The organism is Actinosynnema sp. NPDC059797 (assembly GCF_042732085.1).
GTDB lineage: Bacteria > Actinomycetota > Actinomycetes > Mycobacteriales > Pseudonocardiaceae > Actinosynnema.
The window spans coordinates 34976-56932 of sequence record NZ_JBHWIE010000015.1; the positions used below are offsets into that span (position 1 = coordinate 34976).

General features: G+C 74.7%; 25 protein-coding genes. 16 read left to right on the top strand and 9 right to left on the bottom strand.

Features of this window, described 5'->3' with window-relative positions:
* Nucleotides 1-19 precede the first annotated feature (19 nt).
* Complete coding sequence (locus ACFV4N_RS07305; protein ID WP_499671628.1) at nucleotides 20-934, top strand: MerR family transcriptional regulator; 915 nt, start codon at nucleotides 20-22, stop codon at nucleotides 932-934.
* An 18-nt stretch (nucleotides 935-952) separates the two neighbouring features.
* On the opposite strand, the gene ACFV4N_RS07310 is transcribed toward ACFV4N_RS07305, so the two are convergent.
* Nucleotides 953-1315: a DUF2203 domain-containing protein gene (locus tag ACFV4N_RS07310; protein ID WP_499671629.1), complete on the bottom strand. Its 363-nt coding sequence runs from the start codon at nucleotides 1313-1315 to the stop codon at nucleotides 953-955.
* Nucleotides 1316-1324: 9 nt separating this feature from the next.
* Nucleotides 1325-1633 carry a hypothetical protein gene (locus ACFV4N_RS07315; RefSeq protein WP_499671630.1) on the bottom strand — a complete coding sequence of 103 codons (309 nt, stop codon included), beginning with the start codon at nucleotides 1631-1633 and terminating at the stop codon, nucleotides 1325-1327.
* Between the two features lie 198 nt (nucleotides 1634-1831).
* Here ACFV4N_RS07315 and ACFV4N_RS07320 point away from each other — a divergent pair, with 198 nt between their 5' ends.
* The 3 genes from ACFV4N_RS07320 (at nucleotide 1832) to ACFV4N_RS07330 (ending at nucleotide 5167) form a co-directional block, all read left to right on the top strand.
* On the top strand, nucleotides 1832-3277 hold the full coding sequence (locus ACFV4N_RS07320; protein WP_499671631.1) for a SulP family inorganic anion transporter: 1446 nt from the start codon (nucleotides 1832-1834) through the stop codon (nucleotides 3275-3277).
* Nucleotides 3278-3345: 68 nt separating this feature from the next.
* Nucleotides 3346-4248 carry an MOSC domain-containing protein gene (locus ACFV4N_RS07325; RefSeq protein WP_499671632.1) on the top strand — a complete coding sequence of 301 codons (903 nt, stop codon included), beginning with the start codon at nucleotides 3346-3348 and terminating at the stop codon, nucleotides 4246-4248.
* Nucleotides 4241-5167, top strand: coding sequence for a PDR/VanB family oxidoreductase (locus ACFV4N_RS07330; RefSeq protein ID WP_499671633.1), 927 nt, complete (start codon nucleotides 4241-4243; stop codon nucleotides 5165-5167). Before ACFV4N_RS07325 ends, ACFV4N_RS07330 begins: the two co-directional genes overlap by 8 nt.
* Before the next feature lie 2 nt (nucleotides 5168-5169).
* Here the strand turns inward: ACFV4N_RS07330 and ACFV4N_RS07335 are convergent, their stop codons facing one another.
* Nucleotides 5170-6750, bottom strand: coding sequence for a serine/threonine-protein kinase (locus tag ACFV4N_RS07335; protein ID WP_499671634.1), 1581 nt, complete (start codon nucleotides 6748-6750; stop codon nucleotides 5170-5172).
* A gap of 102 nt (nucleotides 6751-6852) precedes the next feature.
* Between ACFV4N_RS07335 and ACFV4N_RS07340 the strand changes: the two genes are divergently transcribed.
* Nucleotides 6853-7281: a pyridoxamine 5'-phosphate oxidase family protein gene (locus tag ACFV4N_RS07340; RefSeq protein WP_499671635.1), complete on the top strand. Its 429-nt coding sequence runs from the start codon at nucleotides 6853-6855 to the stop codon at nucleotides 7279-7281.
* Here the strand turns inward: ACFV4N_RS07340 and ACFV4N_RS07345 are convergent.
* Nucleotides 7269-7445 carry a hypothetical protein gene (locus ACFV4N_RS07345; RefSeq protein WP_499671636.1) on the bottom strand — a complete coding sequence of 59 codons (177 nt, stop codon included), beginning with the start codon at nucleotides 7443-7445 and terminating at the stop codon, nucleotides 7269-7271. The two genes, ACFV4N_RS07340 and ACFV4N_RS07345, sit on opposite strands and share 13 nt — an antisense overlap.
* A 186-nt stretch (nucleotides 7446-7631) precedes the next feature.
* On the bottom strand, nucleotides 7632-8294 hold the full coding sequence (locus ACFV4N_RS07350) for a lytic polysaccharide monooxygenase auxiliary activity family 9 protein (RefSeq protein WP_499671637.1): 663 nt from the start codon (nucleotides 8292-8294) through the stop codon (nucleotides 7632-7634).
* A 351-nt stretch (nucleotides 8295-8645) separates the two neighbouring features.
* Here ACFV4N_RS07350 and ACFV4N_RS07355 point away from each other — a divergent pair, with 351 nt between their 5' ends.
* From ACFV4N_RS07355 to ACFV4N_RS07380, 6 genes are all read left to right on the top strand, one after another.
* On the top strand, nucleotides 8646-9065 hold the full coding sequence (locus ACFV4N_RS07355; protein WP_499671638.1) for a YciI family protein: 420 nt from the start codon (nucleotides 8646-8648) through the stop codon (nucleotides 9063-9065).
* A gap of 14 nt (nucleotides 9066-9079) precedes the next feature.
* Nucleotides 9080-10357 (top strand): RNA polymerase sigma factor, encoded by a 1278-nt coding sequence (locus ACFV4N_RS07360; protein WP_499671659.1) that lies wholly within the window; start codon nucleotides 9080-9082, stop codon nucleotides 10355-10357.
* A 159-nt stretch (nucleotides 10358-10516) separates the two neighbouring features.
* Nucleotides 10517-11425 (top strand): metal ABC transporter solute-binding protein, Zn/Mn family, encoded by a 909-nt coding sequence (locus ACFV4N_RS07365; RefSeq protein ID WP_499671639.1) that lies wholly within the window; start codon nucleotides 10517-10519, stop codon nucleotides 11423-11425.
* Nucleotides 11422-12159 carry a metal ABC transporter ATP-binding protein gene (locus ACFV4N_RS07370; RefSeq protein ID WP_499671640.1) on the top strand — a complete coding sequence of 246 codons (738 nt, stop codon included), beginning with the start codon at nucleotides 11422-11424 and terminating at the stop codon, nucleotides 12157-12159. The genes ACFV4N_RS07365 and ACFV4N_RS07370 overlap by 4 nt, the downstream gene beginning before the upstream one ends.
* Nucleotides 12156-13016, top strand: coding sequence for a metal ABC transporter permease (locus ACFV4N_RS07375; protein ID WP_499671641.1), 861 nt, complete (start codon nucleotides 12156-12158; stop codon nucleotides 13014-13016). The genes ACFV4N_RS07370 and ACFV4N_RS07375 overlap by 4 nt, the downstream gene beginning before the upstream one ends.
* A gap of 234 nt (nucleotides 13017-13250) precedes the next feature.
* Nucleotides 13251-14999, top strand: a complete 1749-nt coding sequence (locus ACFV4N_RS07380) for an RICIN domain-containing protein (protein WP_499671642.1) — start codon at nucleotides 13251-13253, stop codon at nucleotides 14997-14999.
* 73 nt (nucleotides 15000-15072) lie between these two features.
* Here the strand turns inward: ACFV4N_RS07380 and ACFV4N_RS07385 are convergent, their stop codons facing one another.
* On the bottom strand, nucleotides 15073-15480 hold the full coding sequence (locus ACFV4N_RS07385; protein WP_499671643.1) for a RidA family protein: 408 nt from the start codon (nucleotides 15478-15480) through the stop codon (nucleotides 15073-15075).
* Between the two features lie 207 nt (nucleotides 15481-15687).
* Between ACFV4N_RS07385 and ACFV4N_RS07390 the strand changes: the two genes are divergently transcribed.
* Both ACFV4N_RS07390 and ACFV4N_RS07395 read left to right on the top strand, forming a co-directional pair.
* Complete coding sequence (locus tag ACFV4N_RS07390; RefSeq protein WP_499671644.1) at nucleotides 15688-16656, top strand: GlxA family transcriptional regulator; 969 nt, start codon at nucleotides 15688-15690, stop codon at nucleotides 16654-16656.
* The gene (locus ACFV4N_RS07395; RefSeq protein WP_499671645.1) at nucleotides 16653-17276 is read left to right on the top strand and encodes a DJ-1/PfpI family protein; all 624 of its coding nucleotides are present in this window, start codon (nucleotides 16653-16655) and stop codon (nucleotides 17274-17276) included. The genes ACFV4N_RS07390 and ACFV4N_RS07395 overlap by 4 nt, the downstream gene beginning before the upstream one ends.
* On the opposite strand, the gene ACFV4N_RS07400 is transcribed toward ACFV4N_RS07395, so the two are convergent.
* The 3 genes from ACFV4N_RS07400 to ACFV4N_RS07410 form a co-directional block, all read right to left on the bottom strand.
* Nucleotides 17255-17824: a hypothetical protein gene (locus ACFV4N_RS07400; protein WP_499671646.1), complete on the bottom strand. Its 570-nt coding sequence runs from the start codon at nucleotides 17822-17824 to the stop codon at nucleotides 17255-17257. The genes ACFV4N_RS07395 and ACFV4N_RS07400 overlap by 22 nt on opposite strands.
* Nucleotides 17825-17844: 20 nt before the next feature.
* Nucleotides 17845-18837 (bottom strand): MBL fold metallo-hydrolase, encoded by a 993-nt coding sequence (locus tag ACFV4N_RS07405; RefSeq protein ID WP_499671647.1) that lies wholly within the window; start codon nucleotides 18835-18837, stop codon nucleotides 17845-17847.
* Between the two features lie 142 nt (nucleotides 18838-18979).
* On the bottom strand, nucleotides 18980-19891 hold the full coding sequence (locus ACFV4N_RS07410) for a serine hydrolase (protein WP_499671648.1): 912 nt from the start codon (nucleotides 19889-19891) through the stop codon (nucleotides 18980-18982).
* Here ACFV4N_RS07410 and ACFV4N_RS07415 point away from each other — a divergent pair.
* The 3 genes from ACFV4N_RS07415 to ACFV4N_RS07425 are packed head-to-tail and all read left to right on the top strand — an operon-like array spanning nucleotide 19890 to nucleotide 21957.
* A complete protein-coding gene (locus ACFV4N_RS07415; protein WP_499671649.1) occupies nucleotides 19890-20858 on the top strand; it encodes a LysR family transcriptional regulator in 969 nt (322 codons plus the stop codon). The genes ACFV4N_RS07410 and ACFV4N_RS07415 overlap by 2 nt on opposite strands.
* A 46-nt stretch (nucleotides 20859-20904) precedes the next feature.
* On the top strand, nucleotides 20905-21558 hold the full coding sequence (locus ACFV4N_RS07420) for a hypothetical protein (protein ID WP_499671650.1): 654 nt from the start codon (nucleotides 20905-20907) through the stop codon (nucleotides 21556-21558).
* A gap of 9 nt (nucleotides 21559-21567) precedes the next feature.
* Entirely contained in the window at nucleotides 21568-21957 is a 390-nt protein-coding gene (locus ACFV4N_RS07425; protein ID WP_499671651.1) for a hypothetical protein, read from the top strand.

Below are 21957 nucleotides of genomic sequence, written 5' to 3' on the forward strand. Positions count from 1 at the left end.
AGGCGGCAGACTCGGCGGCATGCCCCACTCGATCGGCGACGCGGCCCGGCTGACCGGGCTCACGGTCAAGACCGTCCGGTTCTACTCGGACCGGGGGGTCGTCGCGCCGACCGACCGCGGCCCGACCGGCCACCGCCTCTACGACGACGCCGCCGTGGCGCGCCTCGGCCTCGTGCGCGCGCTGCGCGACCTGGGCCTGGACCTGGGCACGATCCGGCAGGTCGTGGACCGGGAGCGCTCGCTCGCCGAGGTGGCGGCGGTGCACGCCGAGGCGCTGACCGCGCGCATCGACGCCCTGCGCCTGCGCCGAGCCGTGCTGACCGCGGTGGCCGAGCGCGGCACGACTACCGAGGAGATGAGCCTGGTGCACGAACTCGCCACCCTGTCCGAGGACGGCCGCCGGCGGCTGGTCGGCGACTTCCTCGACGCCGTCTTCGGCGGCCTGGACGCCGACCCGCGCGTCGCCGGGATCAGGCGCTCCCTGACGCCCGAACCACCCGGGAACCCCACGGCCGGGCAGGTCCGGGCGTGGGTGGAGCTGGCCGAGCTGTCCCGGGACCCGGGCTTCCGCGCCCGCCTGCGGCGCACGGTGGAGGAGCACGTGGTCGAGCGCGTCGCGGGGGTGCCGCGCCGCGACGTGGTGGCGGCCGTCCGCGACCTCGTCCGCCCGGCCCTGGCCGCGGGCACGGCCCCGGCGTCGCCCGAGGCGGCGCCGACCGTCGCGGCGCTGACGGCCCACTGCGCGGCCGAGTCCGGCCGCCCCGACGACGCCGGGACCCGCGACCGGCTGCTCGCCCGGCTGGAAGCGGCCGGCGACCCCTCCCGGCAGCGGTACCTGGAACTGCTCGCGGTGGTCAACGGCTGGCAGCCGCCGGAGGACCCGGCACCGGCGCTCGACTGGTCCGTCCGGGCCCTCCGCGCGGCGGCGCGGTGACCGGCGCGGGCGCCGAGGTCAGGGCAGGCGGCGGCGTCCCGCGAAGCCCAGGTCGGCCCGGTGGTACCAGTCCAGGCCGTCGTCGCCCTCCAGCCAGCACAGCAGCACGGGCACGCCGTCCAGCTCGGCCGGGAAGTCCACCAGCAGCGGGGCGAACCCCTTCAGCTCGGCCCCCGTCGCCTGCACGGCGGCCAGCAGGTCGTCCAGCCGGGCCTGCGCGGCCTTGAACTCGGGCAGCCCGCCCAGGTCCGTCGGCCGGCCGCCCTCCTGGAGCGACGCGGCCAGCTCGGCGGCGTCCGCGCGCAGCCCGACGATCTCCGCCAGCACCGGCCGGAGCCCCGCCAGCTCCTCCCGGGCCTCGGCCACGCTGAACAGGCTCACCCGGTCAGCCTACCGGCGGGCGTCGTCCCGATCGGTCGCGCCCGGCTCGCGCCGGTCGCCCGAACCCGCTTCGCGGTCGGCCGCCCGCCGCTGGATCGCCACGATGATCGGCAGGGCGATCGGCCAGGACGCGCCCGTGATCAGCGCGCTGATCACCAGGTCCGGGTGCCACTCCCACCCCTTCAGCGCCCAGCGGATCAGCAGGTTCAGCGGCACGGCGACCGCGTACGCCGCGACCATCAGCACGACCACGCGCTTCCACCGGGCCTGCCGCTGCCACCACGACCTCAACTCCGCCCCCTCGCGATCGGCGACCACCGCCCGACCGGGTACCCGTGACCGGCCCGCGCGACGCGAACCCGCCCGCCGGTAGGCTGACCCCGGCCGGCCCGCCGCCGTTCCCGGCCCGGACGAGCCACCCCTCCCCGCACGTCGCCGATCACCTCGGCGCGCCCGAGCACGACAGGTCACCCCTTGCCCCACGCGTCACCGACCGCGCCGCGGCGCGGTCCCCGCATGTCCCCGAAGACCCTGCGCACCGAGGTGCTGGCCGGCCTGGTGGTCGCCCTCGCCCTGATCCCCGAGGCCATCTCGTTCTCGATCATCGCGGGCGTCGACCCGGCGGTCGGGCTGTTCGCCTCCTTCACCATGGCGGTGGTGATCTCGGTCGTGGGCGGGCGCCCGGCGATGATCTCCGCCGCCACCGGGGCGGTCGCGCTGGTCATCGCACCGGTCTACCGCGACCACGGCATGGACCACCTGCTGGCGACCGTCGTGCTGGCCGGGGTGTTCCAGATCGCGCTCGGCGCGCTGGGCGTGGCGAAGCTGATGCGGTTCATCCCGCGCTCGGTGATGGTCGGGTTCGTCAACTCGCTGGCGATCCTGATCTTCCTGGCGCAGCTGCCCGAGTTGCGCGGCGTGCCGTGGGCGGTCTACCCGCTGCTGCTGGGCGGCCTGGCGCTGCTGGTGCTGCTCCCGCGGCTGACCACCGCCGTCCCCGCGCCGCTGGTGTCCATCGTCGCGCTGACGGCCATCACGGTCGGCGCTGGCATCGCGGTGCCGACCGTGGGCGACCGGGGCGAGCTGCCCTCGTCGCTGCCCGTGCCCGGCCTGCCGGACGTGCCGCTGACCGCGGCCACGTTCGCGACCATCGCGCCCTACGCCCTGGCCGTGGCCCTGGTCGGGCTGATCGAGTCGCTGATGACCGCCAAGCTGGTCGACGAGATCACCGACACCCCGTCGAGCAAGACGCGCGAGTCGATCGGCCAGGGCGTGGCCAACGTGGTCACCGGCTTCTTCGGCGGCATGGGCGGTTGCGCCATGATCGGCCAGACCATGATCAACGTGAAGGTGTCGGGCGCGCGCACCAGGCTGTCGACGTTCCTGGCGGGCGCGTTCCTGATGGTGCTGTGCGTGGTGTTCGGCCCGGTGGTGTCCGACATCCCGATGGCCGCCCTGGTCGCGGTGATGGTCATGGTGTCCGTGGCGACCTTCGACTGGCACTCCGTCGCGCCCAGGACGCTCAAGCGGATGCCCGCCGGCGAGATCACCGTCATGGTGCTCACCGTCGTGTGCGTGGTCGCCACCCACAACCTCGCGGTCGGCGTGGTGGTCGGGGCGGTCACCGCGGTGGTCGTGTTCGCCCGGCGGGTCGCGCGCGTCGCCGACGTCACGGCGGTCGCCGACCCCGACGGCGGTGCGGTGGTCTACTCGGTGACCGGCGAGCTGTTCTTCGCCTCCGCCGACGACCTGGTCGCGCGGTTCGACTACGCGGGCGACCCGGACCGGGTGGTGGTGGACCTGTCCGCGGCCCGCGTCTGGGACGCCTCGTCCGTGGCCGCGCTGGACGCGGTCGAGGAGAGGTACCGCCGGCGGGGCAAGACCGTGGAGATCACCGGCCTGGACGAGCGGAGCGCGACCCTCCACCGCGCCCTCAGCGGCGAGCTGAGCGGGAGCCGCTGAGCGGTGGGCGCCCGTCCCCGTGGCACAGTGCCGTGGAGTTCTGGTTCGACGACGGAGGAGGAGGTCCGGTGACCGGAGGTGGCCGGGTGGTCGGGCTCTACGTCCACCCGATCAAGGGGCTGAGCCCGCAGCCGCTGACGAGCGCGGCGCTGCGGTCGGGCGGCGGCGTGCCGCACGACCGGGAGTTCGCGCTGGCCCGACCGGACGGCCGGTACGAGCCCGGTCGCCGCGTGGGCCTGCCCAAGGGCGAGTTCTACACGCTCGTCGGCGAGCACCGGCTGGCCGGCCTGGAGACGCACCTCGACGTGGCCTCCGACGTGCTCACCGTCCGGGTGGCCGGGCACGAGGTGCTGTCGGCGCACCTGGAGCGGGACCGGGACGAGGTGCTGCGGTTCTTCGCGCGCGTGCTCGACCTGCCCGACGGCGTGCTGCCGGTGCCCGCGCGGGACGAGGGCAGGCGCTTCACCGACGTCTCGCGGCGCGGCGACGAGCCGATGAACTGGATCTCGCTGCTCAACCTCGCCTCGGTGCGCGACCTGGCCGAGCGCGCCGGCGTGGCCGCGATCGACCCGCGGCGGTTCCGCGCCAACGTGCTGCTCGACGGGCTGCCCGCGTGGTCCGAGCTGGACCTGGTCGACCGGGAGTTCACCCTCGGCGGCGTGCGCCTGCGCGGCACGCGCCGGACCGTGCGCTGCGCGGCCACCGAGGTGGACCCGGACAGCGGGCGGCGCGACCTGCCCGTGCTGAGGCTGCTCAAGCAGCACTTCGGGCACGAGATGATGGGCGTGTACGCCGAGGTGCTCTCCGACGGCGTCCTGGAGATCGGCAGCGGGTTCGACGGCGCTGACCTCGTCGGCGCTGACCTCGACGGCGCTGACCTCGTCGGCGCTGACCTCGACGGGGCTGACCTCGCCGGCGCTGACCTCGATGGTGCCGCCGGCGGGTTCGCCGGAGGTGGTCCCGTTGGCTGACCTGCGCCTGGTCGTCGCCGACCGCACCGACCTCACGCCCTCGGTCCGCCGCTTCGCGCTGCGCCGCCCCGACGGCGGGCCCCTGCCCGGCTACGAGCCGGGCGCCCACGTCACCGTCACCACCCCGGCCGGCCACAAGCGCAGCTACAGCCTGGTCGAGCCGGGCGGCGAGGCCCCGGACGAGTACGTGATCTGCGTGCTGCGGGAACCCGCCGGCCGCGGCGGTTCGGCGAGCCTGCACGACGAGGCCGGGGTCGGCGCGGAGCTGACCGTCGGCGCGCCGCGCAACCGCTTCCCCCTGCACCCCGCCAAGCGCTACCTGTTCGTCGCGGGCGGCATCGGCATCACCCCGATCCGGTCCATGGTGGCGCGGCTGCGCGCCGAGGGGCACCCGGACGTCCGGGTCGTGTACCTGACCCGCACGGCGGCCGGGACGCCGTTCCTCGACGAGTTCGGCGACGACACCGTCCACCACAGCGCCGAGCACGGCCGACTGGACCTGTGGCCCCACCTGGCCGTGCCCGACGACGAGACCCGCGTCTACTGCTGCGGCCCGCTGCCGCTGATCCGCGCCGTGCAGGCGATGACCGCGCACTGGCGGCCGAGCCGGGTCCACGTCGAGGAGTTCGCCGCGCCCCTCGACGGGTACGCCGCGCCGTTCACCGCGGTCTGGGCGCCCACCGGGCAGCGGGTCGAGGTGCCCGCGGACCGCTCGCTGCTGTCCGCCCTGCGCCGGTCGGGCGTCGCCGTCGACTCGTCCTGCGAGGCGGGCACGTGCGGCACCTGCCGGTTGGCGCTGCTGGACGGCGAGGCCGAGCACCGGGACTTCGCGCTGACCGACGACGAGCGGCGCGCGTCGCTGATCTCGTGCGTCTCCCGCGCGGCGGACGGGGAGATCACCGTGGGGCCGCCCGGCTGACCTCAGCCGTCGCCCTTGTCCTCGCCCTTCTCGTCGTCCTCGTCCCGGCCGCGCTTCTTCCGGTCCTCCCGCTCGGACCGCAGGACCTCGTCGGACTCGATGAGCGGCGTGCCGTCGCGCACGACGACCCGGTGCCGGCGGGTCTCGGTGACCCGGTGGTGGCCCTTGGTGTAGCCGATGGCGAGGGTGACGGCGCCCGGCCCGCTCAGCACGGGCGTCGCGACGACGGTCAGGTCCTCCACGTCGCGCCACGCCTTCTCGAACCCGGACCTGCCCTGCGCCCGCGCCCCCGGCCCGAGCATCCCCCACGCCTCGTCGAGGTGCTCGGGCAGCAGCGAGTAGTAGTCGGCGACGGCCTGCTCCAGCTCGGCCGCCGGAACCGTCGTGGTGGTCGCGGGCGCGCTGCCCGCCGTGGTGCTGCCCGTCGTGGTGACACTGGTCGGGGTGCCACTGGTCGGGGTGCCACTGGTCGGGGTGGCCACCCGGTCGCCGTCGTCACCGCTGGTCGCCACCACGACCGCGACCACCGCGCCGACGACGGTCAGCGCGACCAGCGCGATCGGCAGCGCCCGCCCGCGCCGACCCGGTGGCGCGGGCGGGGCGGACGGGGCGAGCGCGAGGTCCAGCCGCGTCTGGGGCAGCGGGGCCTGGGGCACTGGGGCCTGGTGCGGTGGCGTCTGGTGCGGTGGGGTCTGGTGCGGTGGTGTCCGGGGCGGAAGGGCTTGGGGCAGCGCCGTCCGGGTCGGTGGCATCTGGGCCGGTGCAGTCTGGGCCGGTGCCGTCTGGGGCGGCGGCCAGACCCGCAGCCGCTCGGCCACCTGCGCCATGGTCGGCCGGGCGTCCGGGTCGGTGCGCAGCACGTCCATCAGCAGCCCGGTGAGCGGCCCGGCGTGCGCGGGCGGCGCGAACCGCCCCGAGGCCACGGTGTGCAGCAGCGCGATGGCGTTGAGCCCGTCCCCGAACGGCGGCCTGCCCTCGACCGCCGCGTACAGCGTCGCGCCCAGGGAGAACACGTCCGACGCGGGCCCCGGCTCCCCGCCGCGGGCGACCTCGGGCGACAGGAACGCGGGCGTGCCCGCGAGCAGCCCGGTCCGGGTCACCGCGACGTCACCGACGGCCCGCGCGATCCCGAAGTCGCTGATCTTGGCCGTCCCGTCGGCCGCGATGAGCACGTTCCCGGGCTTGACGTCGCGGTGCACGATCCCGGCCGCGTGCGCGGCGGCCAGCGCGGAGGCGACCTGGGCGCCCACCCGCGCCGCCGCCTCGGGCCCCAGCACGCCCACCTCGGCCAACGACCGCGACGGCAGGTACTCCATGACCAGGACGGGCCGGCCGCCCTCCTCGACGACGTCGTGGACGGTGATCGCGTTCGGGTGGTGCAGCCGCGCCGCGATGCGCCCCTCCCGGGCCGCGCGGGCAGCGGCCTCGACCGCGTCGACGCCCTCGGGCACCACCAGTTGCTTGAGCGCGACCTCGCGACCCAGGCGCTCGTCGAACGCCCGCCACACCACGCCCATCGCGCCCGCGCCGAGCCGCGCGCGGACCCGGTAGCGACCGGCGACCAGGCGCCCCTCGTCCGTCACCGGCTCCTCCGTCCTCACCCGTCCTGTGCGGTGAGCACCCTACGGGGTCGCCGGGGGGTCGCCGGACGCCTTCCGGGGGCCGACCGGTGTTCAATCGGTGCCATGAGCACCGACACCGGTTCGCTGACCGCCGAGGACCTGGAGTTCCTCCGCCGCCCCCTGCACGGCTTCCTCTCCGTCGCCGCGGGACCGCTGCCGCCCCAACCCCGCCCGGTGTGGTTCGAGGCCACCGACGAGGGCACGATCCAGGTCTTCACGGCCCCGGACTCCGCCAAGGTGCGGCGCCTGCGCCGCGACCCCCGCGCCTCGATCGTCGTCGCCGCCCCGGTGGGCGAGCGCGAGCGCTGGCTCTCGGCGGCCGGCCGCACCACCGTGGAGACCGACGGCGCGCACGACCTGTGCTCCCGCCTGGCCGCGCGCTACTGGGACCTCGACGACCCGGCCCGCGCCGAGGAGCTGGCCGGGATGCTGGCCGCGGACTGGGTCCGGCTCGTCATCCACCCGGACACCGTGCGCCGCTACGTGAGCTGACCACCGCGACGACCCGGTCCGGCCACCGGCTCGTCCGTCCACACCGGACCGCCCGGCACGTCGTAGACGGTGACGGGGATGCCGTGGTCGGTGAGTTCGCCGGTGACGAGCGGTTCGACGAGGTCCCACCGGCCACCGGCCAGGCCGCAGCCGATGCGGGGCATGTGGACGCCGGCCCGGAGTTCGCGGGCGTGGGCGGCGAGGTGGCGGAGGGTCCGGGAGCCATGCCGCGGACGGTAGCCGGCCGCACCGACAAGTACGCGCGGAAAAGCCCTGCCCGGTGCCAATACCGCTGGCACCGGGCAGGGCGGTTCCCGGGTCCGGCCGGGGGGCCGGGGTGGTCGGGAGGACTAGCCGAAGTTCACGTCACTGCACCACATGTACGCCTGGTCGGCGTGCGAGGCCTGCCAGATCGTGAACACGATGTGGTGACCGCGGTAGGAGCCGTTGGTCTGGACGTTGAACTTGATGTCCTTCGCCGGGGCGAACCTGCCGGTGGTCGTGACGAGGTCGAGGTCGCCCCAGCCCAGGGACTGCGTGGTCGGGTCGAACCCCTGCTTGCTGACGTACACGCGGAAGTAGTCGGCACCGTGGCTGGCCTGGTCGTACAGGTGCATCTGGAAGTTGCTGCCGACGCTGGTGGTCCGCCACTTGCCGGGGGTGTTGAGGGCGTTGTTGCGCGCGAGCCCGTTGCTGCAGAGCTGCCCGTTGGGGGTCGCTCCCTGGAAGTTCGCGCGCAGGCCGTCCCGCAGCGCGCTCATCCAGTTCCACATGGTGTCGGTGTTGGCCTGCCAGGCCTGCCAACACATGGGGTCCTGCTGCTGCATGGCAGGGTTCATGTGCTGGCTGCCCCAGCTGTTCCAACACTGGTAAGCGCGGGTCGCGGGTCCGACGATGGTGCCGTGCGCCGAAGCCGTCGGGGTCCAGACGAACATGGTGGCCAGCAAGCCGACGACCACCGCGATGGCGCCTCGCCGTCTGGTAACGGCCCCGGAGGTGCTGCGCATGCGCATGGGTGAGCCTCCACTCTCCGTTGAGCGGTGATGGGTGATGTGGGAACGCTCCCAGATCGATTGTGAGCCTATCGGTCACTGAGCGAAACTTCAACGAAACTTTGTGTAGCGGTCGAGGTTCGTTCCGGCACCCGGCGGAGCGCTCTTCCGCACTTCGGCGCTGACCTGCTCGTTCGCGGCGACGTGGGCGCGCGGCGAAGATCGCGCCCGAACCGCCCGGCCCGGCCGGCGTCGCACCGGGGAACCCGTCGAAAAAATTTTGGCGACCGTGTCGATCGAGTGCCCCGCCCGTTCGACCAGGGGATGAGAGGGTCCACCGGAGCGGCCCGAACAGCCAGGGAGACGAACACCATGAAGTACATGCTCATCATGCGCGCCACCGACGAGGCCTACGCGCGGATGGGGGAGGTCGACTTCGACACCATGCTGGAGACCATGGGCAGGTTCAACGACGAGCTGATCCGGGCCGGCGTGCTGGTCGCCGCCGAGGGTCTCTCCGACGCCGCCGAGGGCGTGGTCGTGGACTACTCGTCCGAGCCGCCCGTGGTCACCGACGGCCCGTACGGCGAGACCAAGGAGCTGTTCGGCGGCTTCTACATCCTCAACGTGGCCTCGCAGGAGGAGGCCGTCGAGTGGGCCAAGCGGATGCCCGCCGCCGGTCCGGGCTTCAAGACCGAGGTCCGCCGGGTGCCCACGATCGACGAGTTCCCGCAGGACAACGAGTGGATCAAGAGGGAGCGGGCGTGGCGGGAAGCCACCGGTCAGCTCTGAGCGGGTCGGCGGGCATGTCGGACCCCACCGGTCGCAAGGCCGTCGCCGCCGTCTGGCGGATCGAGTCGGCGCGGATCGTCGGCGCGCTCGCGCGCTACACCGGCGATTTCGCGCTGGCCGAGGACCTCGCCCAGGAGGCGTTGGCCGAGGCGCTGGTGACGTGGCCGCGCGAGGGCGTGCCCCGCAACCCGGCGGGGTGGCTGCTCACCGTCGGCAGGCGGCGGGCGATCGACGCGTTCCGCAGGCGCGCCACCCGTGACGAGAAGTACGCCGTCCTCGCCCGCGACCTGGGCGAGGGCGGCGCCTCCTCGGGTGGCGCGCCGCCCGAGGAGGTCGACGACGTGCTGTGGGACCCGGACCGGATCGACGACGACGTGCTCGCGCTGGTGTTCACCGCCTGCCACCCCGTGCTGTCGCGGGAGGCGAGGGTCGCCCTGACCCTGCGCGTGGTGGGCGGCCTGACCAGCGACGAGATCGCCAGGGCGTTCCTCGTCCCGACCGCGACCGTGCAGGCCAGGATCACCCGGGCCAAGAAGACCCTCGGCGCGGCCCGGGTGCCGTTCGCCGTGCCGGCCGCCGGCGAGCGCGCCGAGCGGCTCGGTTCGGTGCTCAGCGTCATCTACCTGATCTTCACCGAGGGGTCCTCGGCCAGCTCGGGCGACGACCTGATCAGGTTCGACCTCGCCGGCGAGGCGCAGCGCCTGGCCCGCGTCCTGGCGCACCTGGTGCCGGACGAGCCCGAGGTCCACGGCCTGCTGGCGCTGCTGGAGCTGACCGCCGCCCGCTTCCCGGCCCGCACCGGCCCGGACGGCGAACCCGTGCTGCTGGAGCACCAGGACCGCCGCCGCTGGGACCGCGCCGCGATCCGCCGGGGGCGGGCCGCGCTGGCCCACGCGGAGAAGGCCGGGCGGGGCTTGGGTGCCTACGGCCTCCAGGCGGCCATCGCCGAGTGCCACGCGGTGGCGCCCTCGGTCGAGGCGACGAACTGGGAGCGCGTCGTGCTGCTCTACGAGGCGCTGGGCAGGCTGGCGCCGTCGCCGGTGGTCGACCTCAACCGGGCGGTGGCGGTGTCCATGGCCCACGGGCCGGCCGCGGCGCTGCCGATCGTGGACGAGCTGGTGGCGGCCGGGGCGCTGGCCGGCTCGCACCTGCTGCCGGGGGTGCGGGGGGAGCTGCTGGTGCGGTTGCGGCGCCCCGACGAGGCGCGGGTCGAGCTGGAGCGGGCCCTGGAGCTGTGCGGGAACGAGCGGGAGCGGACGGTGCTGAAGGGCAAGATCGCCGACCTGGGGTGAACGGGGCCCACCCCGCCGCCCCGGTCGGCCCAGCCGGCGGCCGATCGGCTGCGCACCGTTCGCGGCACGCCGCCAGCGGTGGGCCGGACGAGGTAGTCGCGCTGCGCTCTTCGGTGCACGCCCGCGCCGGCCGAACGGACCCCGGCTTACGGTCCGCCCATGACGAAGCCGCTCAACGCCATCGGCGCGGTCGCCCTGCTGCTGACCGCCGGCTGCGGCGCGGCCGGCGTCACGGCGTCGGACGACCGGCCGGTGGTGCTGACCACGTTCACCGTGCTGGCCGACATCGCCGCCGTCGTCGCGGGCGGGCACCTGCGGGTCGAGTCGATCACCAAGCCCGGCGCGGAGGTCCACGGCTACGAGCCGACCCCCGACGACGTCAAGGCGGCCGCCGCGGCGGACCTGGTCGTCGACAACGGGCTGGGCCTGGAGGCGTGGTTCGCCCGCTTCGTCGCCGAGGTCGACGCGCCGCACGTGGTGGCGGCCGAGGGCGTGGAACCCGTCCCGATCGCCGAGGACGCCCACGCCGGCGAGCCGAACCCGCACGCGTGGATGTCGCCGCTCAACGTCCGGACCTACGTGGACAACCTGGTCGAGGCGTTCTCCGGGCTGGCGCCGGAGCACGCCGCGGACTTCCGGGCCAACGGCGGGCGCTACCGGGACGAGCTGCGGCGCGTGCACGACGAGCTGGTGGCGGCGCTCGCGGTCCTGCCCGCGGGCGCGCGGGCGCTGGTGACGTGCGAGGGCGCGTTCTCCTACCTGGCCCGCGACGCCGGCCTGACCGAGCGCTACCTGTGGGCGGTCAACGCCGAGCAGCAGGCGACGCCGCGGCAGGTCGCCGGGGTGATCGAGTTCGTGCGCGCCAACGAGGTGCCCGCGGTGTTCTGCGAGTCCACCGTGCCCGACGCGCCGATGCGGCAGGTCGCCGAGGCCACCGGGGCGGCCTTCGGCGGCGTGCTCTACGTCGACTCGCTGTCCACACCGGACGGTCCGGTGCCGACCTACCTGGACCTGGTCCGCCACGACGCGCGGACCATCGCCGCCGCGTTGACCAGGGGCGCCGGGTGAACGCGGTCGAGGTGGAGGACGTGACCGTCCGCTACGGCGACGTGCTCGCCCTCGACCGCGTCAGCCTGTCGCTGGCGACCGGCCGGGTGTGCGGGCTGGTGGGCGTGAACGGGTCGGGCAAGTCCACGCTGTTCAAGGCGATCACCGGCCTGGTGCGGCCGGAGCGCGGCGCGGTGCGCGTCCGGGGCGGCACGCCGCTGCGGGCGCGGCGCTCCGGCGCGCTGGCCTACGTGCCGCAGGACGAGGCGGTGGACTGGGCGTTCCCGGTGTCGGTGCGGGACGTGGTCATGACCGGGCGGCACGGCGGGCTCGGCTTCACCCGCCGCCCGCGCCGCGCCGACCACGAGGCGGTGGACCGGGCGCTGGACCGGGTCGGCCTCGCCGACCTCGCGGACCGGCGGATCGGCGCGCTGTCGGGCGGGCAGCGCAAGCGGGCGTTCGTCGCCCGCGGCATCGCGCAGGAGGCCCGCGTGCTGCTGCTGGACGAGCCGTTCGCGGGCGTGGACAAGCGGTCGGAGGGCACGATCACCCGCCTGCTTCGGGAACTGGCCGCCGACGGCGCGGCGGTGCTGGTCTCGACGCACGACCTGCGCGCGCTGCCCGACCTCGCCGACGAGGCGGTGCTGCTGATGCGCCGGGTCCTGGTGCACGGCCGGTCCGACGAGGTGCTGCGGCCGGACAACCTCGTGCGCGCGTTCGGGCTCGACGCGACCGCCCGCGAGGAGCCGGTGTGACCGCCTACGAGCTGTTCGTGGAACCCCTGGCCTACGGGTTCATGGTCCGGGGGCTCGCAGCCACGGTGACCGCCGCCGCCGTGTGCGCGGTGCTGTCGTGCTGGCTGGTGCTCATCGGCTGGTCCCTGATGGGTGACGCGGTGTCGCACGCCGTGCTGCCGGGCGTGGTGCTGGCCTACGTCCTCGGCGTGCCGTTCGCGCTGGGCGCGGTGGTGTTCGGGTTCCTCGCGGTCGCGCTCATCGGCGTGGTCCGCGACTCCGGCCGGGTCAAGGAGGACGCGGCGATCGGCATCGTGTTCACCACGCTGTTCGCCCTCGGGCTGGTGCTCGTCTCGGTGACGCCCAGCCAGACCGACCTGAACCACGTCGTGTTCGGCAACCTGCTCGGCGTGGCCCGCGCCGACCTCGCCCAGATCGCCGTGCTCGGCGCGGTCGTGCTCGTCGCGCTGCTGCTCAAGCGCCGCGACTTCACCCTCTACGCCTTCGACCCGGCGCACGCCCACGCCATCGGGCTCGACCCGCGCCTGCTCGGCGCGGCCCTGCTCGGCCTGCTCGCGCTGACCTGCGTGGTGGCGCTCCAGGTGGTCGGCGTGGTGCTGGTGGTGGCGATGCTGATCATCCCCGGCGCGACCGCCCGCCTGCTCACCGACCGGTTCGGCCGGATGCTCGTGCTCGCGCCGGCGCTGTCGGTCGGCGCGGCCGTGCTCGGGCTGTACCTGAGCTACCACCTGGACACCGCCCCGGGCGCCACGGTGGTCCTGGTGCAGGGCGCGGTGTTCGGGTTGGCGCACCTTTTCGCGCCGCGGCACGGCGTGCTCGGCCGGCAAATGGCGGCAAATCGCCGGGCGGCTTCCTGAGGCGCGGAATTGTTCACAACCGTGACCCGTTCACAACCGTGATTCGCGGTGCGCTGCCCAGGCGAACAAGGAACAGGTTCCCACCTGCGCGTTCGATGAATTCGAATCGAACTGCGAGGGGTGTTGTCGGAATCCGTCGTTGACCGCGTGTCGCGACCCCTCTTAACATCCGGCTGGAAACGCGCCGGAAATGAACGGCCGTACTGCCGCAAATCCTTCGGAAGTGGAGTTGGCATGAGCACGATGAAGTGGCCCGCCGGCACCCGGGCCCCACGGACGCGCGGCACACGCGCCGGGTTGACCGCCGCGGCGGCCGCGGCGGCACTGGCCACCACGCTCGTCGCCTGGCCGGCCGCGCCGCCCGCGAGCGCCGCCGTCGGCGCGGGGACCTACACGGTGAAGAACGCGGGCAGCGGGCTGTGCCTCGACTCGCCGGGGTCGAGCGCGGGCGCGCAGCTCCGGCAGCAGGCGTGCGGCGGCGCGGACGGCCAGCGGTGGACGTTGACCGCGGTCAGCGGCGGGTTCCGGATCACCTCGGCCGCCAACGGCCTGTGCGTCGGCGTGCAGGGCGCGTCGACCAGCGCGGGCAAGGCGATCCAGCAGCAGGCGTGCACGGGCGGCGCGGGCCAGGTCTGGACCCTGACCGCGAGCGGCGCCAACTACCGCCTCATCGACGCCAACGGCGGCAAGTGCGCGAACGTCAAGGACAACTCGACGGCGGCCGGCGCGCTCGTGCAGACCAACTCCTGCGACAACGCCGCCACCAAGCAGTGGACGCTGACGCCGACCGGCGGCGGGCCGACCTCGACCACCACGTCCACCGGCACCACGACGACGACCACCACCACGACCACCACGACCACGACGACGACCACGACCACGACGCAGCAGCCGCCGGGTTCCGCCCTCTACGTCGCGCCGAACGGCAGCGACGGCGCGTCCGGCACGCAGTCGGACCCGACGACGCTCACCTCCGCGATCGGCCGCGTCGCCCCCGGCGGGACGATCTACCTGCGCGGCGGCACCTACCGCTTCTCGCAGACCGTGACCATCCCGCAGGGCAACAACGGCACCTCCTCCGACCGCACGGAGCTGTTCGCCTACCCGGGCGAGACGCCGGTGCTGAACTTCTCGGCGCAGGCCGAGGACCCGGCCAACCGCGGCCTCGCCGTGAACGGCAACCACTGGCACGTGCGCGGCGTCGTCGTCGAGCGCGCCGGTGACAACGGCATCTTCATCGGCGGCAGCAACAACATCTTCGAGCGCACCGTGACGCGCTTCAACCGCGACACCGGCCTCCAGCTGTCCCGGATGCTGTCCACCACGCCCAAGGACCAGTGGCCGGCCAACAACCTCATCCTCAGCGCCGAGTCGCACGACAACGCCGACTCCGACGGCGAGGACGCCGACGGCTTCGCCGCCAAGCTCACCTCCGGCCCCGGCAACGTCTTCCGCTACGCCGTCGCCCACAACAACATCGACGACGGCTGGGACCTCTACACCAAGACCGACACCGGTCCCATCGGCGTGGTGACCATCGAGGACTCCCTGGCCTACGAGAACGGCACCCTCAGCAACGGCGGCCAGGCCGGCAACGGCGACCGCAACGGCTACAAGCTCGGCGGCGAGGACATCGGCGTCAACCACGTCATCCGCCGCAGCATCGCCTACGACAACGGCAAGCACGGCTTCACCTACAACCGCAACCTCGGCACCATGACCGTGTCGGACAACATCGGCATCGACAACGCCGAGCGCAACTTCAACTTCGACGGCGGCAGCTCGGTCTTCCGCGGCAACACCTCCTGCCGCAGCGGCAGCGGCACGAACGACAAGACCGTCGGCAGCGTCGACGCCACCAACCAGTTCTGGACCGGGACCAACGGCTCCCGCTGCGCCTCCTACACCGGGGCGCTGGGCTGGTCCTACGCCGGTGACGGCCGCCTCGCCGTCACCTTCGGCGGCAAGCCGGTGGTCTGGTAAACCGAACCGCACCCCACGGCCCCGGCGCGGTCCTCCCGCGCCGGGGCCGTGGTGTCGCCGGGGCCTTGACGTCTCAGTCCAGGACCGCGGTGGCCTCGACCTCCACCAGGTGCTCGGGCACGTCCAGCGCGGCCACGCCCAGCAGCGTGGCCGGCGGGAGCGGGGTCACCCCCAGCTTCGCCGCCGCCCGGCTGATCCCGTCCAGGAGGAGGGGCATCTTGTCGGGCGTCCAGTCCACGACGTGGACGTTCAGCTTCGCCACGTCCGCGAAGGTCGCCCCGACGCCGGCCAGGGCGGTGGCGACGTTGAGGTAGCACCGCTCGACCTGGGCGGCGAGGTCTCCCTCCCCGACCGCGACCCCGTCGGCGTCCCAGGCGACCTGGCCCGCGACGAACACCAGCCGCGACCCGGTCGCGACCGACACCTGCCGGTAGACGTCGACCTCCGGCAGCCCGTCGGGGTTCACCAGGGTGATGGCCATCATGTCTCCTTGTGCTCTCTCGTGGTTACTGGGGAACCGTAAGAGAGTGTGGGCTGACGTGGAAGAACGCACTTTTTCGAAACCTGGTCACCTCCTGGTGACCGCGCAGCTCAGCGGCTCGCGGAGGGCGTGACCAGGCGTGTGATGGCGCGATCCGTGGGGTGCGCGTCGTTGACGCCACGAGCCCGCGCCACCAGCCTTGACCACATGCGCCGCGTCGTTTTCGTGATCTACGAGGACATCCAGCCGCTCGACCTGGTCGGGCCGCACGAGGTGTTCGAGCACGCTAGCGGCCTGACCGGCGGCGGCTACCACTGCCAGGTCGTGGCACCCGCGCCCGGCCCCGTGCGGACCTCCGGCGGCCTGTCCCTGCACGCCGACCACGCGATCGCCGACCTCCCGCCGGAGGGCGTGGACACGCTCGTCGTCGCGGGCGGGCGCGGCGTGGACCGGGCCCGGCACGACGCCGCGCTCGTCGAGTGGATCTCGGCCGCGGCCGCCGGGGCGCGCCGCGCCACCTCCGTGTGCAGCGGGGTGTTCCTGCTGGCCGCCGCGGGGCTCCTGCGGGGGCGGCGGGTCACCACGCACTGGGCGCGCGAGGCCCAGTTGCGGCGCGAGCACCCCGAGGCGACCGTCGACTGCGACCCGATCTTCATCCGGGACGGCCGGGTCTGGACGTCCGCCGGCGTCACCGCGGGCATGGACCTGTCCCTGGCCCTGGTGGAGGACGACCACGGCCGCGACGTCGCGCACGCGGTCGCCCGGGAGCTGGTGCTGTTCCTGCGCCGGCCGGGCAGCCAGTCGCAGTTCAGCGTGCCGCTGTGGGGCGCGCGGCCCGCCACCGACCCGATCCGGGAGGCGGTGGCCGCGGTCAACGCCGAACCCGGCGCCCGGCACGGCATCGCCGACCTGGCCGCCCGCGCCGGGCTCAGCCCGAGGCACCTCCAGCGCCGGTTCACCGCCGAGCTGGGCGTGCCGCCCGCCGCCTACGTGGAGCGCGTGCGCGTCGAAGCCGCCCGCCGCGCGCTCGCCGAGGCCGACGACCCGGTCGAGGCGATCGCCCGGCGCCTGGGCTTCGGCTCCGCCGAGACGCTGCGCCGCGCGTTCCACCGGCACGTCGGCGTCGCCCCGTCCGACTACCGCGAACGGTTCCGAGCACTGAGGGAGTACGCGTGACCACTTACGGACTGCTGATCTTCGACCGCGTCGAGGAGCTCGACTTCGTCGGCCCCTGGGAGATCTTCACCGCGTCGTCGATGCTGCGCGGCGGCGCCGACACCGCCGTGCTGATCGCCGAGGGCACCGATCCCGTGCGCTGCAACAAGGGGATGCGCGTGCTGCCCGACCACACCCTCGACGACCACCCGCCGCTGGACGTCCTGCTGGTGCCCGGCGGGAACGGCGCCCGCGAGACCCAGGTCCACAACCCCGTCGTGACCGGCTGGATCGCGAAGACCGCCGCCGAGGCGTCCTGGGTGACCAGCGTCTGCACCGGCGCCGCGCTCCTGCACGCGTCGGGCGTCGCGCGCGGACGCCGCGTGGCCACGCACTTCTCGTACGAGGACCGGCTCGAAGCCCTCGGTGACGTCACGGTCGTGCGCGACGCCCGCTACGTCGTGGACGGCAACCTGGTCACCAGCCAGGGCGTGTCCGCCGGGATCGACATGGCCCTGTGGCTGGTGGGCCGCCTGCACGGCCGCGACCACGCCCGCCGGGTCCGCCGCTACGTGCAGTACGAGCCCGCGCCGCCGTACCTCGCCGACGAGCCGGTGGATCAGCTCCAGTCCGTCCGGTAGCCGGAGTGGCGCAGCAGGTCGAGCAGCTCGTCGTCGGCGGGCCGGTGGGTGCGGGCCAGCGCCGGCCGCAGCTCCTCGGCCCCCACGTGCTCCGGCACCTGCACGGTCACGCTGAGCACCCGGCCGTCGGCGAACCGGTAGAGCGCCGTGGACGGCGTGCTGTTGTGGGTCTGGTGGGTGACCGCGAACAGGTAGCCGTCGCCCAGCTCCGTGCAGGTCACGACGACCACGGCCCCGCAGTCGACGCCGTCCTCCAGCCGCCCGTCCGGTTGGGGGTGGTGCTGCTGCCACACCACCGGCACCACCCGGCCGCCGCCCACGGGGAGGTCGAACGCCGCGCCGAGCCCGGTGCGGTCCAGCCACCCCGTCGCCCGGTCGGCGGGCAGGGCGTCCGGCACGAGCAGCTCCTCGCGCGGCCACGGCGAGGAGCGGGTCAGGTCGTGCAGGTCGCGCCGGTCCTTCGCGGCCAGGTACTCGCCGCGCAGCCCGATCCCGACGCCGGCGCAGGCGACGAGCGCCACCACGACGGCGAGGAGGGAACGGCGCACGACCCCATCCTCCCAGGGCCTTACGCGAACGTGTAAGGCGTCAGGTACTCCGGCACCAGGACCCGGGTGCGCGGCGCGACGCGGCGGACCTCGGCGACGAACCGGTCCAGCCGGTCCCGGTCGTTCGGCGCGACCGGCGGCGGGTTCGTCAGCGGGGTCTCGAAGGCGTCCCAGTGCACCGGCACCACGGTGGCGGGCCGGTCCAGCGCGGACAGCAGGCGCGGCACGTACTCGTGGGTGGCGTCGCCGCTCGGCAGCGCGACCATGGCGACGTCGGGCGCCAGGCCGGTGAGGTTCCGCTCGACGAAGTCGCTGGCGCCCATGAAGAACACCGACGGGCCGCCGCGCGGCGTCACCTGGTAGGCGAGGGTGTCGCCCTCCGGCAGGTCGGCGATCGTCGCCGGCTTCGCCGGGACCTCGGTCCGGACGCCGGGGAAGGCCAGCGAGTAGGAGCTGTTGCGGCTGTGCAGCGCGGCCACCACCTCGACCACGCACTCCCCGAGGTCCAGCACCTCGCCGCCCTTGACGGGGCTGAGCTGGGAGGTGGGCAGGCCGTGGGCCAGCCCGAGGTGGTAGGCGGTGAGCGTGCCGAACACCCGCGCGCCGGACCGCTCCGCGATGTGCGGCACGTCGCCGTAGTGGTCCCAGTGGGTGTGGGTGACCAGGATCGCCCGCGGCGTGCCGGGGTGGTCGGCGATGCGCCCGGCGTCGACGGTCAGCGGCGTGTCCTGCCTGAACGGCGGCTTGAACAAGCCGGTCTCGAAGCGGCTCAGGTACGGGTCCACCAGCACGGTCGCGTCACCCATGTCGATGCGCCAGCCGGCGGTGCCGAGCCAGCGGAACGTGGCGGCGGGCCCGCCGGGGCCGCGCCGGCGAGGTGCGGCGGGCGCGGAGGGTGCGGAGGGTGCGGAGGGTGCGGCGGACGCGGCGGACGGCAGCGCGGCGGCGGTGGCCACGGCCGCGCCGGCGGCGGTGCCCAGGAACCAGCGGCGGCCCAGTCGGGGATCGGTCATGGCGCGCAGCGAAGCACCGCCCGTCGCGGCGCGTCCAAGACCACCGCGCCGCCGCCGCGATATCCGGCCGCGTATCGGCCCTGCCCACGGCGGTCGGACCGGGCGCGGGCCTGAGTCGTGGTTCACACCGCCGAGGCGGGGTTCACCCCGCGCGCAGCGACTCCACCGCGGCGCGGGCCGCCGCGCCCATCGCGAGGTCCACGTCGATCCGGTGGGCGGCGAGCCGCCGGGTGCGGGCGAACACCGCCATCGCGTACCGGCCGCCGTCCGGGTACTCGGCCACGCCCGCCTCGATGTGCAGCCCCGGCAGGGTGCCGGTCTTGGCCGTCACCCGCACGTCGGGCGGGAACCCGGACGGCAGCCGGGTCCGGAACACCTGCCGCGACATCAGGTCCCGCACCATCGCGCACGCGGCGGGCGGACCGGCCTCGTCGCGCCAGACCAGGCTCAACAGCCGGGTGACCTCCCGCGCGGTGCTGGAGGTGGTGTGGTCGGGGTCGAAGACCCGCAGCGCCCGCACCCGCTCCTCGGGCAGGGTCGGGAACACCCGGGCGAACTCGGCCGCGTCCCGCGCGCCCACGTCGGCGAACATCGACTCCAGCAGCTGCCGCGGCCCGCCGAGCACCCTGGTGCGCCCCAGCCCCAGCTCCGCGGCCAGCAGCGGCACCACGTCCGGGCCGACCCGGCGCATCAGCAGGTCGGCGGCCGTGTTGTCGCTGACCGACAGGGCGAAGTGCGCCAGGTCGCGCAGCGACAGCTCCACGTCGTCCGCGCACCCGGCCGTGCCCCAGCCGCCCAGCCGGTCCGCGGCGCGCACCAGCACCCGTTCGGCGGGGTCGAGCTGCCCGGCCACCACCTGCCGCGCGAACTCCAGCACCAGCAGGACCTTGAACACGGACGCGATCACCACCTGCTCGTCCGCGCCCAGCCCGACCTCGCGGCCGGTGTCCACGTCGACCACGTGCAGCCGCGCGTCCACGCCGACCTCGTCGAAGACCTCCGCCATGAGCACGCCGCCACGGTAGCCGGCGCGGGTCGCGTACCGTCGCGGCATGGACCTCTTCCGGCACCTGCGGTACTTCGCGGTGGTCGCGGAAGAGCTGCACTTCGGCCGCGCCGCCGAGGCGCTCGGCATCGCGCAGCCCCCGCTGAGCCAGTCGATCCAGCGGCTGGAGCGGGAACTGGGCGTCGAGCTGTTCGACCGCTCCCGGCGCCGGGTCGAGCTGACCCACGCCGGCCGGCTGCTGCTCGACGAGGCGCGCGGCCTGCTCGCCGGCGAGCAGCGGGTGCGGGCGCTCATGCGCATGGTCCGCGACGGCACGCTGGGCGCCCTGCGGGCCGGTGTGCCGCCGGAGACGCCGGCCGTCGTGCTCCAGGCCCTCCTGCGGCGCCTGGCCGACGAGCTGCCCGGCCTCGACGTCGACCTCCAGGAGCTGACCACGGGGGAGCAGCTGCGCCTGCTCGCCGACGCCCGGCTCGACGTCGGCCTGCTCCACCACCCGGTCGACGCGCCCGACCTGCGGTTCGGCCCGACCTGCCGGACCCGGCTCGGCGTGGTCCTGCCGCGCACGTCGCCGCTGGCCCGGCGCGGCGAACCGGCCCTGGCGGACCTGGCGGGCCACGACCTCGTCCTGCCGCCCCGCGCCACCGCGCCGGGCCGGCACGACCACGTCCTGGACGTCTGCCGGCGGCACGGCTTCACGCCCGCGCGGATCCGCCACGCCCGCAACACCGAGTTCCTGCTGGGCCTGGTGCTGGCCGGGCACGGCGTCGCGTTCGAGCCGGAGAGCACGGCGCGGCGCGAGGTGCGCGTGGTCTGGCGGCCCCTCGCCGGCGACCCGCTGCACCTGACCACCTCCGCCGCCTGGCCGGCGCAGTCGCCGCACCCCGCCGTGGAGCGCTTCGCGGCCGTCGCCGCGGCGACGCTGGAGCCGGCGCCGGAACCGGCGGTCCCGACGCCGGCCGCGGCCCGCCCGTGGAGCGTCGTGTACGACCGGCACGTGCCCCACGGCGGGCGGTGAGAAAGCGGTGGCCGCGGCGTCCGAGGCCGCCGTAGGGTCACCTGCCGTGGACTGGCACGGGTGGCACGACGACTACGACCGCCCCGGCTCGCCGCTGGAGCTGCGGCTGAGGGCCGTGCGGGCGCGGGTCCGCGAGGCCCTGGACGGCAGCCCGCCCGGACCGCTGCGGGCGATCAGCCTGTGCGCCGGCCAGGGGCGCGACCTGCTGGGCGTGCTCGCCGACCACCCCCGGCGGGACGACGTCCGGGCGCGCCTGGTGGAGCTGGACGAGCGGAACGCGGCCATCGCCGAGGCGGCGGCGCGGGCGGCCGGCCTGGACCGGGTGGAGGTGGTACGTGCCGACGCCTCGCTCACCGACCGCTACCTCGACCTGGTCCCGGCGGACCTCGTGCTGGTCTGCGGGGTGTTCGGCAACATCACGGACGAGGACGTCGAGCGGACCGTCGACGCCTGCGCGGGGCTGTGCGCGACCGGCGGCACCGTCGTCTGGACCCGGCACCGCGGCGCGCCGGACCTGGTGCCGTCGATCTGCGGGTGGTTCGAGGAACGCGGTTTCGAGCGCCGGTGGCTGTCCGAACCGGGCGCGGGCTTCGGCGTCGGGGCGCACGTCTTCCGCGGCGAACCGCGGCCCCTGGCGCCGGGCGTGCGCCTGTTCGGCTTCGTCGGGTACGACGCGCTCGGCGGCGCGGGCGGGCACTAGGCTGAGCGCATGATCTTCTACACGGACGCGGAGAGCCGGACGCTGCGCACGGCTGTGTTCGGCGTGATGGTGCTGGTGTCCCACGCCGACCCCGGTCCCGTGATCCAGGAGCGCTACGCGGGCCTGCGCGCCCTGACGAACCTCTCGCCGGAGCTGCGCGTCGTCCTGCACGCGTCCCGGTTCGACCTCTCGGCGGTCCCGGAGGACGAGCTGGAGGGCCAGGTCCTGGACGCCCTCCGGCTGTCGATGAAGATCCTCCGCACGAAGGCGCCCGCCGAGGCCGCCTCCTTCCCGGACGCGGTCGAGGCGATCTGCCACGAGGTGGCCAAGGCCGACGGCCAGGTGGCCGAGGTGGAGACCGCCGTGATCGAGAAGGTGCGCGCCGCGCTGGACAGCTGA